General features: G+C 71.0%; 9 protein-coding genes. 3 read left to right on the top strand and 6 right to left on the bottom strand.

Annotated elements, in window-relative coordinates; genetic code table 11:
* Positions 1-2,030: 2,030 nt before the first annotated feature.
* From ACFUK0_RS37460 to ACFUK0_RS37435, 6 genes are all read right to left on the bottom strand, one after another.
* A complete protein-coding gene (locus ACFUK0_RS37460) occupies positions 2,031-2,348 on the bottom strand; it encodes a hypothetical protein (RefSeq protein ID WP_380258046.1) in 318 nt (105 codons plus the stop codon).
* An 89-nt stretch (positions 2,349-2,437) separates the two neighbouring features.
* The gene (locus tag ACFUK0_RS37455; RefSeq protein WP_380258044.1) at positions 2,438-3,349 is read right to left on the bottom strand and encodes a DciA family protein; all 912 of its coding nucleotides are present in this window, start codon (positions 3,347-3,349) and stop codon (positions 2,438-2,440) included.
* Positions 3,346-4,605 (bottom strand): hypothetical protein, encoded by a 1,260-nt coding sequence (locus tag ACFUK0_RS37450; RefSeq protein WP_380258042.1) that lies wholly within the window; start codon positions 4,603-4,605, stop codon positions 3,346-3,348. Before ACFUK0_RS37450 ends, ACFUK0_RS37455 begins: the two co-directional genes overlap by 4 nt.
* A gap of 1,280 nt (positions 4,606-5,885) precedes the next feature.
* Entirely contained in the window at positions 5,886-6,569 is a 684-nt protein-coding gene (locus tag ACFUK0_RS37445) for a RibD family protein (protein WP_380258039.1), read from the bottom strand.
* Between the two features lies 1 nt (position 6,570).
* A complete protein-coding gene (locus ACFUK0_RS37440; protein WP_380258037.1) occupies positions 6,571-8,007 on the bottom strand; it encodes a helix-turn-helix domain-containing protein in 1,437 nt (478 codons plus the stop codon).
* A 110-nt stretch (positions 8,008-8,117) separates the two neighbouring features.
* Entirely contained in the window at positions 8,118-9,437 is a 1,320-nt protein-coding gene (locus ACFUK0_RS37435) for a GNAT family N-acetyltransferase (RefSeq protein WP_380258035.1), read from the bottom strand.
* A gap of 393 nt (positions 9,438-9,830) precedes the next feature.
* Here ACFUK0_RS37435 and ACFUK0_RS37430 point away from each other — a divergent pair, with 393 nt between their 5' ends.
* The 3 genes from ACFUK0_RS37430 (at position 9,831) to ACFUK0_RS37420 (ending at position 11,607) form a co-directional block, all read left to right on the top strand.
* Positions 9,831-10,523, top strand: a complete 693-nt coding sequence (locus ACFUK0_RS37430) for a hypothetical protein (RefSeq protein WP_380258033.1) — start codon at positions 9,831-9,833, stop codon at positions 10,521-10,523.
* Between the two features lie 108 nt (positions 10,524-10,631).
* On the top strand, positions 10,632-10,856 hold the full coding sequence (locus ACFUK0_RS37425; protein WP_380258031.1) for a hypothetical protein: 225 nt from the start codon (positions 10,632-10,634) through the stop codon (positions 10,854-10,856).
* A gap of 256 nt (positions 10,857-11,112) precedes the next feature.
* Positions 11,113-11,607, top strand: a complete 495-nt coding sequence (locus ACFUK0_RS37420; RefSeq protein ID WP_380258029.1) for an ATP-binding protein — start codon at positions 11,113-11,115, stop codon at positions 11,605-11,607.
* The last annotated feature ends 46 nt before the right edge of the window (positions 11,608-11,653 follow it).

The following is an 11,653-nucleotide window of genomic DNA, read 5'->3' as shown; positions in this document are numbered from 1 at the left end:
GTTGTACCCACTCGTCGTTCGTCAGATCGCCCCGCCCCACGACCAACACAATGGGCCACGCGAGGCGATCACATGATCCGCCGGACAGAACCTAGTACTCGGTAAAGAAATCCTCAGCGCCCTGCGGACGCGGGGATGGTCCAAAGAAGCCGGCGGCCGCGCCAGAGAAGAAGCACTGCTCCCCGCGCCCGCAGGGATGGTCCCGACGACAACATCCCCTTCTTCCGCCCCGCCAGCTGCTCCTCGCACTCGCGGGGATGGTCCCGCCGTCGTGAGGACGTGGATCCCCCGGACCGGCTGCTCCCCGCGCCCGCGGGGATGGTCCCGGCGTGATCAACCTGTTCGGGCGGATGCTCGCCTGTTCCCCGCGCTTGCGGGGATGGCCCCTGGGACGACCTGTTCAACGTCACCGGTGACGGCTGCTCCTCGCGCCCGCGGGGATGGTCCCACGGCGAGCTCGGTCGCGGTCTCGCGGTGCGCCTGCTCCCCGCGCTTGCGGGGATGGTTCCGTCCAGGTGGTGTGCGCCGGGTCGGGGAAGACCTGCTCCCCGCGCCTGCAGGGATGGTCCCGCGACGAGCTGCGCCGCATCCGGAAGCAGCTCCTGCTCCCCGCGCCCGCGGGGATGGTCCCGGGCAACCCCAACGGGCCGGGGCACGGCAGTGACTGCTCCCCGCGCCCGCGGGGATGGTCCCTCTTGACGTCCTTACATTCGAGAATGAACGGGCTGCTCCCCGCGCCCGCGGGGATGGTCCCTGCACGGCCGCCTCGTCCTGTAGGCGTTGAAGCTGCTCCCCGCGCCCGCGGGGATGGTCCCCTGTCCGGCGACTGCCCCGCCCGGTGGGTAAGCTGCTCCCCGCACCCGCGGGGATGGTCCCATCGGCATGGCGTCCAAAGTGGTCGCGGCGACCTGCTCCCCGCGTCCGCGGGGATGGTCCCATGGACGCCGCCCCAGAGTTCACCATCGACACCTGCTCCCCGCGTCCGCGGGGATGGCCCCGCCAAGGCAACTGGTATGCCTTCTTCCCCTCACTGCTCCCCGCGTCCGCGGGGATGGTCCCCGCCCCGACCTGTACCCCCGCCAGGCGACACTCTGCTCCCCGCGTCCGCGGGGATGGTCCCCGCAAGGACAGTTGGCTCCGGATGCACGTCGCCTGCTCCCCGCGCCTGCGGGGATGGCCCACCGGGGGGTCAGAAATTTCTGACCCCCGAACTGCTCCCCACGCTCGCGGGGATGGTCCCCGGGGCCGCTCCCGCACGTGGGTGAGGGAGTGCTGCTCCCCGCACTCGCGGGGATGGTCCCTGATAGTAGGCCGTGAGGGTGGGGAGCACGGCCTACTCCCCGCGTTTGCGGGGATGGTCCTCCAGCCCGGCCGGCCACCTCCACCAGGAAGGCCTGCTCCCCGCCGTCGCGGGGATGGTCCCTTGCGGTAGCCGGCGCCGGCCTCGCTGAGGATCTGCATCCCCGCGCCTGCGGGGATGGTCCCGCCCGCAGCAGCCCCTCCAGCCGGGACTGCCGCTGCTCCCCGCGCCCGCGGGGATGGTCCCGCCTGGACGAGGTCGGGGTAGGCGGCCTCGTCCTGCTCCCCGCGCCTGCGGGGATGGCCCCTTCTGGGCCTCGGTGCGCTGAAGGGTGATGGCCTGCTCCCCGCGCTCGCGGGGATGTTCCGAAGGTCCGCCGACTGAAGAACCGCGCGAGCTGCTGCTCCCCGCGCCTGCGGGGATGGTCCCCATGACAGGCGGAACTGCTCGGCCACGGTGGCCTGCTCCCCGCGCCCGCGGGGATGGTCCCACTCCGAAGCCCCCACCTTTGCCCGCAGGCCCCTGCTCCCCGCGCCCGCGGGGATGGTCCGAACGCGGCCTTCATCGCTGCGGCCTCTTCCATCTGCTCCCCGCCCGCGGGGATGGTCCCCTCGGTTCCTTCAGGGACGCCGAGTCCCGCCGCTGCTCCCCGCGCCCGCGGGGATGGTCCCTCGCCGGCCAGACCACCGATCAGGGCGGACGTGCAGCGGCGCCGGCTGCTGGTCGTCGGTCACCGGTCGCTGCCGGCCACGCGGAGCCGGGTGAAGACGTCGTCGGCCTTGTTCCACTTCTGCCTGCCGATCGGCGTGGCGAGGGAGGCCATGGCCTCGGGACTCGTGCGTAGGACCAGGCGGTGGCGGAAGGTGGCGATCACCTCGGCCATGGCGGCCAGGTCGCCGATCGGGGAGGAGTCGAGGGCGGCGGCCAGGTCCTGTTCGAACTGCTCGCGGTCGCCGGGCAGGCCGTAGCGGGAGAGTGCGGTGCGCAGTTCGTGCAGGGTGGCCGGCCGGGCCGGTGCCGGGCTCTGGTGGTCGGGCTGGGTGGTCACCTGGGCCTCCTTCATGGTGGCGGTCGCAGGGTTGGCGGGCCGCAGGTTCGACGGTAGCGGTGCGGGGGTGGTCTGCGAAGCGGTCCGGGTCACGCGGCACTGCTGCGGCTGGTCGTGGAAGCTGCGGTGGCGGGGCGGGGCAGGGGAATGGCTCCGGCTCGGGCCGCACGGGCGGTGGCGAGGGCAGCGTTGTGGGATGCGCGCAGGCGGCGGGCGTGGGCCGCCGCGTGCTCCGCGGCCAGGCCGTCGGAGGCCGGGCGGTGGGCGTCCTCGGGTTCGCGCAGCCAGCCGTAGTGCTGGCGGAGGATCTCCTCCTTCCGGGCGCGTTCCTCCTCCTGGGCGGCCTCGCGGGCGAGGACCTGTTCGCGCATCTGCTGGCGGAGCTGCTGGTAGGTGGTGCTGCTGGCGAGGGGGTGGGGCCGGTCGTCGTCGGGAGCGGTCGGGGTCGGGGTGCGCCGGCGGTCATCGTCGTCGTCGGGGCCCACCTGGTGGTGGCCGATGCGGATGTCGATGGCCTTCACGCTGCCGGGCGGCAGGTGCTTGTCGAGGTCGGCGAGGACCTGGCGGGTGGTCAGGCGCAGCTTGGTGGCCCAGGCGGGGGTGTCGGCGAGGACGCGCAGGGTGCGGGTGTCGGGGTCGAATCCGGCGGGGGCCCAGTGCTGGGAGTTCTCGGTGCCCACGATGCTCTGCCAGCGGTCGCGGATGCTGCCCCGGGCGGTGCCGAGTGCCCAGCCGTGGGCGTCGGTCATCGCCGGGACGACGGCGGCCAGGCCCGCCGGCTCGCGGGCGTCCAGGCCTTGCCGGGCGATGTCCCGCAGGGTGGGTTTCTTGGGCTTGGCCGGGGCGTGGCCTGCCGTCCGGGCGGTGCGGCGGGCCGCGTTGAGGACCATGCGGGCCAGGTCGGCGCCGCTCATCTGCGGCTCCTCGCGGTCCTCCGGCGCGGCGAGGCGGTCGTCGTCCTGGTCGTCGAGGCCGGGGGTTGTGGTCAGGATGTCGGTCATCGGCCCCGCCCTCCGAGCTGGACGTGCGGGCTGGCTTCGAGGTACGCGAACCGCGCGACCAGCTCGGTGCCGTAGCGGTCGAACGCCGCGTCGAGGTCGGCTTCCATCACGGCGGCTGCGGCCTGCGGGTAGAAGCATGCCTGCCCGATGCTGGTCCCGGCCGGGGCCACCGTCTGGCCGTCGGCAGGGTCCGGCATCAGGTCGAACAGCTCGGTCAGGTGCCCGTACTCGCGCATCTCGGTGTTCGCCGAGGCCTCGATCCGGGCTGCCGCCTCGCTCGCCAACTGCTGCTCGTGGGAAGCCTGGTCGGCCTCCTGGCGCAGGGCGTGGGCGATCAGCGCGTGCGGCCGCTCCGGGCGCCACAGCAGGCCGGCACCGTACTGGCCGGCGATCTCGCCCAACCACGCCACGGCCCGCTGCTCGTTCCAGCCCCGGCTGGCCAGGTCATTCAGGACCCACCGCAGCTGGTCGTGGGAGGCCTGACGCACCCAGGGCACCCGCCGGTACGCGGTCTTCGCCAGCCTGTCGCCGGCCGCCATCATCGCTGCGGTGACGAGCTGGCCGAGCACCGTCCGGCGGCCCTGCCCGGCTGCCTTCGCGGGCTTCGCCACCCGCTGCTTCCTGGTGATCGAATTCGTGTCACGGGCCGCGCCCGTAGCTTTTGAATCAACCTCCGAGGTAGAGCTCACCAGTTGGGTGGTACCACCCTCCATTGGGGTGCAACGAGGCATCTCGATGGACTGCCCGGCACTCCTGTGACGACGGGTGCGACGAGTACGGCGCACCCTCCGTGCCGCCTTCTTCCCCAGCGCCGCGATGACCGACCGGCCCTCCTGCGAGATCCCCGTCATCCGCCGCTCCACGCCCTCACCCATGGTGCGGATGCCGAGCGCCTCGTCGTAGGAGAGGGGGATGAGACGCTCGTACTCCGACGCCAGGCAGGTCACGCGCTTCTGACCGGGCAGCATCGGCAGCCGGGTCCCGACCGAGCGCCAGGCCAGGAGGCCGGTCGTCTGGAGGATGTCCCGGTGGTACTGCACGGTCCGCCGGGAGCACTTCAGCTCCCGCATCAGGTGCGCGATCGACGGCCGGCACGGTGTCAGCTTCGACAGCACCTCGGCCAGCTTGATGGTCGTCTCGCAGAAGTTCGGGCGGTTGGGCGGAGGGACGTAGAGGCCGGCGCCGTGCACCCAGTGCACCGCCTGCAGCCAGGAGTAGCCGTCCAGCGCGACCCGCCCGGCCGTCCCGGACAGCAACTGGTGATCCTGCGGCACCCACGCGACCCGCTCTGCAGGGACCTGAGCGGCAGCGTCGGCCGACTCCCGGCGCTGGCCAGGAACCAGCAGTGCGGCCGGAACTACACCCGACAGGCCCTCTTCAACAGGGTCGACACCGTCACCCGAACGTGTGATGTCCGTCACAATGCCGGAGGCGGCGGAGGCCGTTCCGACAACCGGTCCGCCAACCCGTCCCTCGACGAATCCCATGGCAGGAGCGGGGGACGGGGCAACTTCCCGCCCTGCGGAATCTACGGGCGAGCTCAAACCGGGGACACCATGATCGACAGGCCCACCACGGCGAGACTGGAAAGGGGTGCTGACCTGCTGCAAAATGACAAAGCTCCCTGCTGCTACATGGGTACGGGCGTGCGGCACCCCTCGGGATGCCGGGAAGTGCCCCTCGGGGCGCTTGACAAAGGCCCCCCTCGTGGGGGCGAAAACCAATCGGCTACCTCCAGGTCTCTCAGCTCTGCTGGGTGTTCTGGGCGTTGTGCAGCCGAGGCCCGTGGAAAGGCCCCGACTGCAGAACTCGGTTCCGCCAGCCCTTGCCGGGGCTGTCGGGTGCTGCGGGAGGTACTTCGGTACTGCGGGCCCTGGAAAAGGGGCCGGTCAAGCTGGTTGGTTCTGCTGAGAACCAGTAGTGCCGCTGGTGGTCGGTTGGACCCGATCCCCCAGCAACTCGTTCAACGGTGTGGAAGCCCGCGAACGAGGTAGAGGTAGAGCAAGTGGGCCGCTGTGATCCGGGGTGGAAATCCCGGGAGGCGGCCCGGCAGGGCTAGACCTGGAAACGGGCCAGGCCTGCCAGGGCGGACTAGGTCACGGGACACCCCCACCGAGGGGGCCGCCGGGGCCGGCCGCACAGACGACGACGGCACCCCGCCGGAGTGAGACCCGAGAATCCTCGGTCGACTCCACGGCGGGGTGCCGTACGTATGTGGGGGCGCCATTGCGGGTACCCTGCATCACGTCACCACCCAATCCGTGGTTGACCGGGACGGGCCCCTGCCAGGGGGCGCCGATCCACCTGACCGCCGTCCGGCCCCTCGGGGCCGGACGGCGAAGTGCATTTTGGATCACTGTCGAGGCCACCCTACCCCTGTGGACAACGCGGGGAGTAGCGGCGCTGTCACCGTGTCGATCTGACGTGGTGACAGTCTGGCGACCGGACATAACGGCACCTCCCCTTGCTCTCCAGTAGATAGTGACGGGCCCGCCCTGTGGACAGCCTTCTCGCCTGACGCTGAGCCAGAGAGCGCTCAGGCGGTGCGGGATTTCGGGGCGTAGCGGAGCAGCACGACGTCGCCGACGGTCCGGGCCTCCAGCAGCTGCATTCGGGCGGTGGTGCCGCCGGGGTAGTCCGCGGTGCCGAGGAAGCGCGGGGCGGCCGGCTGGCCGACCAGCAGCGGGGCGACCGCGAGGTGGATCTCGTCTGCCAGGTCCTGCGCGACGAGTTGGGTGTGGATCGTGCCGCCGCCCTCGACCATCAGCTGGCCGATGCCGCGCCGGCCGAGTTCATCGAGGACCGTGCCCCAGTCGAGGTCCGGGCCGGTGCTCACCACGTCAGCCAGGCCGGCCAGGGTCGACTCCACCTTCTCGACTGCACTGTCCACGGTGAACACCAACTTCGCGCCCCCGTGATGCCAGAATTTCAGGTCGGCGTCGAGGTTGCCGGTGGCGGTGACGGTCACCTTCAACGGGTACTCCGGCTTACCGTCCGCGACCCGCTTCGCGCGGCGCTCGGGCGAGTTGACCAGCAGGCGCGGGTTGTCCTTGCGCATGGTGGTGGCGCCGATCAGGATCGCGTCGGACTCGGCGCGCACCTGGTCGACCCGGTCGAAGTCCTCGGCGTTGGAGAGCAGCAGCCGGTCGGCGCTGGCGTCGTCCAGGTAGCCGTCGACCGATGTGGCGGCGGACAGCAGCACGTACGGGCGGGTGGTCATTTCAGCCTTCCGATCGAGTCTGGTGAAGAAGAGTTGCGTTGAAGTCAGCACGGAAGTCAGCCACCTCCGGGACGCCGCCCCAGGCGGCGAGCGAGCCGTCCAACCGGACCAGCTCGTTCACGATCCGCCCGGAGCCGGTGTCGCCGACGACCGCCAGGGCGTGCAGTCCGACCGTTGCGGCCTGCTCGGGAGATCCGGCTCCGGCGAGGGCAACGGCCTGCCGCGCAAGGTAGACGCCCCGGTCACGGTGGTAGCCGTCCGGGAGCATCCGCAGCGCACCGGCGTACGCATCAGCGGCCTGGTCGTGCCGCTTGAGGGCTTGGAGGCTCTGCGCGCGGTAGACCTCGACATACGCCGGGTTCAGCCATGAACCCCACCGGCTGGGATCGGCGGCCGCGACCTCGAGAGTCTGCCGGACCTGGTCGAGGACCCGCTCGCTGTCCAGTGCCTCACCCCGCAGAGCGTGCCCGTACGCCTGGTACGTCCTCGCGACGGCAGCCAGCCGGCTGCGCGGCCGGGCCAGGCGCTGAGCAGCCTCGGCGAGGTCCACCACGTCGTCCAAGTCGCCCATATCTGTGGCCAGTTGGGCCTTGCGGGCCATCACGTATGACGTCAGTTCCCCGTCGCCAGCGGTGTGGGACCACTGCAGGGCTCGGTCCAGCCAGAACTGGGCCTTCTGGTCGTTCCCTAGGTCCTGGTACAGCCATGAGGCCAGTTCGCCGTACCGGATCTGCAGCTCCATCAGGTCGGCCCGGTCCGACCCCTGCGCCTCCCGGCGCAGCTCCTGGATCACGCTGATGTGCTCCAGGACCGTCGGAATCACCCGGCCTGCCCCGAGCACGTTGTCGCTCTCGATCAGCAGCCGACGGGTACGCCGAAGATGTTCCACCGGCGTCGAACCGTACGCGGAAGCCGTCCGAGCCCGCCTGGCCAGCGCCGCCACAGCACTCTGGTCAGCAGCAGCAGCAGCCGGCACCCCCACACCCATCGCGGCCGCCACCCCGAGCCCTACCCCGCTGCGCAACAATGAGCGTCGATCGAGATCCACCCAGACCACACTTCCGTCTTGGAGCCGACAGGGGACGGACATCCCCGCGTCAGACGCTGCCTGCTGAGGGATGGTCAGGGCCAGAGCTGCCGATGTTTTGGCCACATGGGCCACGGAACTGGCCACAACGCCGGGGCGGCCGCCGACGTGGTCCCACGCACGGACCAGCGATCCGCAGGCGTCCAGAGCCGAATCCAGCCGGACGACCTGAGCGCGGTCCGGCATCCGCTCGGCCCGCTCGAATCGGCCCAGGTGGCTGTGGTCGATCAGCGTGGCGACAGCGAGGCCGCGCAGCGACAGACCACGGCCCTCACGCAGCTGACGCAGCTCGTACCCCCACCGGTGCAGCGGCGATGCGTCAGGCGTCAACTCTCGTGCTCGCTGGCCCATTTGCCCCCCAAGGCTGTGGCCCATGTGGCCAGCTCGCCTGGCCACATTTCAGATCTGGAAGCGGTTGGTCATGCAGGACTAGAACCGAACCATCAGTCATCGGCTCGATTCTAGGAGTGATCGTGAGCGCGTTCCTCCGCCAACTTCGGCCCAACGTTCCGGGTGTAGCCAGCCACTCGCTGGAAGAGGGCGCCACTGCCCCGGCTGGCCACGTCGACACTGCGCACGTGGGTGAATCCGCGGTTGGTGTAGTACGCCTGGAGGTCGGTGTTGTCGCGCCATGCATCCAGGCGAAGCCAGTCCTTACCCTGCTCGGCTGCATGGGTGCTGGCCCAGTCGAGCAGCGCCGAGCCAAGCTCGAGGCCGCTGACGTCACGGCGAACGACCATGCGGTGGACGTACAACGCGGCATCGTCGATCTCCTCCGGGCTCCAGAAGTCGGGGTCAGCGTGCTCGTCCACGGTGATGGTCGCCACCGGCGCACCCTCGTCTTCAACAATCCAGCACTCGCCCGCCGCGATGTTCTCCGCAATGCGCTCGGCGCGCGGAGGGTACTGCCACTGGCGTGTGCCCCGTTCGGCCAGCCAGGCGGCCGCGTGACCCCACAGGTTCACCACGGTGTCCAGGTCGGTCGCGGTGGCTACCCGAATGATGGGAGTACTGCTCAGCCTCGGCTTGCTGCGTTCGTAGGTAATGACGTGCCGGTCGCCCGGCAGGACGTTCACGACGACGCGCACCGGCCGGCCTTCGCCGGTGAAGCCGGTGCAGAGGTGAACTCCCACGGGCGTACCAGGGCCGAGCTGGAGGCGGTCAGCCTCATCTGGGGTCGGCATACGTACCTGGATCTCGTCCAGCGCCCTGACCTGCTCGTGTCCGAGCTCTGCGAGCACGACGTTCGCTCCGCGGGCGATGTCGTCGGGGTTCATGATCTCGCTGCCCTGCACCAGGTCGAGGGGGAAGTGGCTGTCGTTGGTGTTGTAGGGCACGCCGTCGATGAAGCGAACGCGTCGGCGGACCGCGACCAACTCGCCTTCGCTGAGCTGCAGCCGGCTCCGAACGTCCCGGGACGGGACGACCACACTCACCTCGATGTGCTGCCCGGCCTCGCGACCCTCCTCGGACAGCTGAGTGAGGAAGGTGTCCATCTCCGGGGAGAGGGGCCGCTTCATGAACTCCGCTTGCGGCCGGTAGACCATGGGGCGGCGGCTGCGAACGAAGTAACCGCGCGGTCGGTCGCTGACGACCAGGCCCTCGTTCACCAGCACCTTGAGCCCTTGGACTGCCGTCGATCGGGTGGTGTCCCACTCGGCCGCGATCTCCCCCTCGGTAGGCAGCCGCGCGCCGGGCCCGAGGGTCCCATCGGTGATCTCGGTGCGGATCTTGTCCGCGATGCGCTGGTAGAGGGCTCGTGCCCTACTGCTGACTGCCATGGTCAATGTCTACCCCGTCGCCAATGACTAGTCAATGTAGGCGAAGGGGGTTGACCCGGAGTCGCGGAGAGTGCAAGCTTCATTGCAGCAGGCAATGAGTAGTCAATCTACTCGACCTAGCTATCACTGTTTTGCCTGATGAACGACGTAGTCGCCGTCGTGCGGCTGTCTTCCAGCTGACATCTCCATAGCTCCATCTGCACCGAGCCGCTCACGGCACATACGGGTGACGATCCACGAGGTCCCCGCCGCCGGGCTACGGACAGCTCTCACGCAGCGGTTGCGCTGCCCGCTCGCCACAGCCCTCCCGGCTGTCGCGGTCGGAGAACGCAACGGCACCAGATCCCCGAGACCGAGGGAGACACCCCCATGCGTCACAACGGTCGGCCTCCCTTGAAGGCCTCGACCATCTGTCCCGCCCACATCACGCTCCAGCCCGGCGAGCCCGTCACCGTCGTCTGCACCGACTGCGGCACCTGGCGCAAGTTGACCCGCTCGATGATCCCCGCCCACCGCTCCACCGACCTCGGCCGCGACCTGATCGGCGCCGATGGCCGCCAGGTCCGCCGGGACGCACGGTGCCCCGGCAGCGGCCAGCGCATCACCATGGACCTCACCGTCGCCCGCTGGGTCACGCGAATCGAGGACGGCCTCGCCGAGGTCGCCGCCCGCCGGCCGACCAAGGTCCTGCGCAAGGTCAAGACCCCGGCGGCTCCGGCGCTGGGCAGCCCGGCGACCGCTGACACCGTGTACGTGACCCTCAGCCGCCACCGCGTCGACTGCGCGGTCTGCACCGACGAGGCGGGGTGCCGCTACGGCCTGAGCCTGCTCGCCGCCCACAAGCGGCTGCTCACGTCGGAGCAGCAGCGCGCGGAGGCGGCTTCGGCCCGTCGGGCCGAGCAGTGGTCGGAGGTCCTGCTGCCGGTCTTCGTCGCCGACGCTCAGCGTCGCATCCCGCTGCACGGTGCGCGGTCCCCGATCCAGGGCGCGGCGGTGCCGGTCTGGGCCCGGCCGATCGCGACGAGCCGCCTGGCCGAGGAGGTGCTCGCCCTGAGCCCCGTCCGGAAGAAGACCAGCACGGCCTGACCCGCAGCACCCCGGGCCCGGCCCGGTTCCAGAACTGAATCAGCACTCACCAGCCCGCGGCGGCCCGGATCTTTCCGGGTCGCCGCTTCGCATCCCCGGAGGTTTCCCGTGCGCTACGCCACCATCTCCCGCGAACTGCTCCCGCTCCTTGACCAGGCGCTCATCCTGCCCGTGCGATCCCCGGCCGCCGTCACCACGGTCGACCGGCCGCGCACGCCGACCGAGGACCGCCTGGTCGCGGCGGCGAGCCCGCTGCGGGGCGGACCGCGGCACCGCTTCCGCCGGCCGATGTTCTACGCCACCGGCGCCCCGGCCGCCGTCCTCGCCGCCTGACCGCGTATCTCTCCTGCGACGCTGCCCGTCGCCTCCGCCCTCGACCCGGGTGCGGAGACGGCGGGGGGACGGCAGGAGCCGCCCACCACATGCCGACGGCCCCGGGAGGGCAATCCCGGGGCCGTCATCGTCGCGCCTAGTTGGAGGCAACGACCTTGCTGAACAACATCATTGCACGTCCCGCCCGCGCCGACGGCGACAGCGACCCGAACATGGACGAGGCCCTGCGCCGGGCCCGCCAGGGCGGAGGCAAGCGGTGACGACCACCACCTTCGGCACCGGCACCACGCCCGGCCTGACCGTCCAGGAGCCGATGCTCCCCGCGCCGCGCCCCGGCCTGTACCTGACGGCCCGGCCCGGCGGGATCACCGCCCACCTGACCGCCGACCGCGACACCGTGCAGACCGTGCGCGCCCTGGCCCTCACCGTCCTCATCGCCCACGGCGTTGACCTGGAAAGCGCCGAGGCCGCGCAGCTGGTCCTGTCCGAGCTGATCGGCAACGCGGTCCGGGCCTGCGGCGACCACGTGCCGCTGGTCGTCGAGGTCCACCGCGCCGAGCAGGCCGCGGTCGTCACCGTCCACGACCCGCTCACCGCAGCCGGCCCCCGCCGCACCGCCACCGCCCCGGACAGCGACCAGGCGGAGTGCGGCCGCGGCCTGCTCCTCCTCGACGTCCTCGCCCCCGGCTGGACCGTCCAACCGTCCCCGGTCGGCAAGCGCATCCACTGCCGCATCCCCACGGCCGGCTGACCCACCCGCACCGCACCCCGCGCCGCTGCGCCCCGGATCTCGGTCC

Origin of the sequence: Kitasatospora sp. NPDC057223 (genome assembly GCF_042669755.1) — a bacterium.
GTDB lineage: Bacteria > Actinomycetota > Actinomycetes > Streptomycetales > Streptomycetaceae > Kitasatospora.
The sequence above is the reverse complement of the archived record's forward strand: the minus strand, read 5'-3'. Positions and strand labels throughout refer to the sequence as shown.

Excerpts from the sequence above, each read along its gene's own strand:
- ACFUK0_RS37455 (WP_380258044.1), bottom strand. The coding sequence starts at position 3,349 with ATGACCGACATCCTGACCACAACCCCCGGCCTCGACGACCAGGACGAC.
- ACFUK0_RS37445 (WP_380258039.1), bottom strand. The coding sequence starts at position 6,569 with ATGACCACCCGCCCGTACGTGCTGCTGTCCGCCGCCACATCGGTCGAC.
- ACFUK0_RS37440 (WP_380258037.1), bottom strand. The coding sequence starts at position 8,007 with ATGGGCCAGCGAGCACGAGAGTTGACGCCTGACGCATCGCCGCTGCAC.
- ACFUK0_RS37435 (WP_380258035.1), bottom strand. The coding sequence starts at position 9,437 with ATGGCAGTCAGCAGTAGGGCACGAGCCCTCTACCAGCGCATCGCGGAC.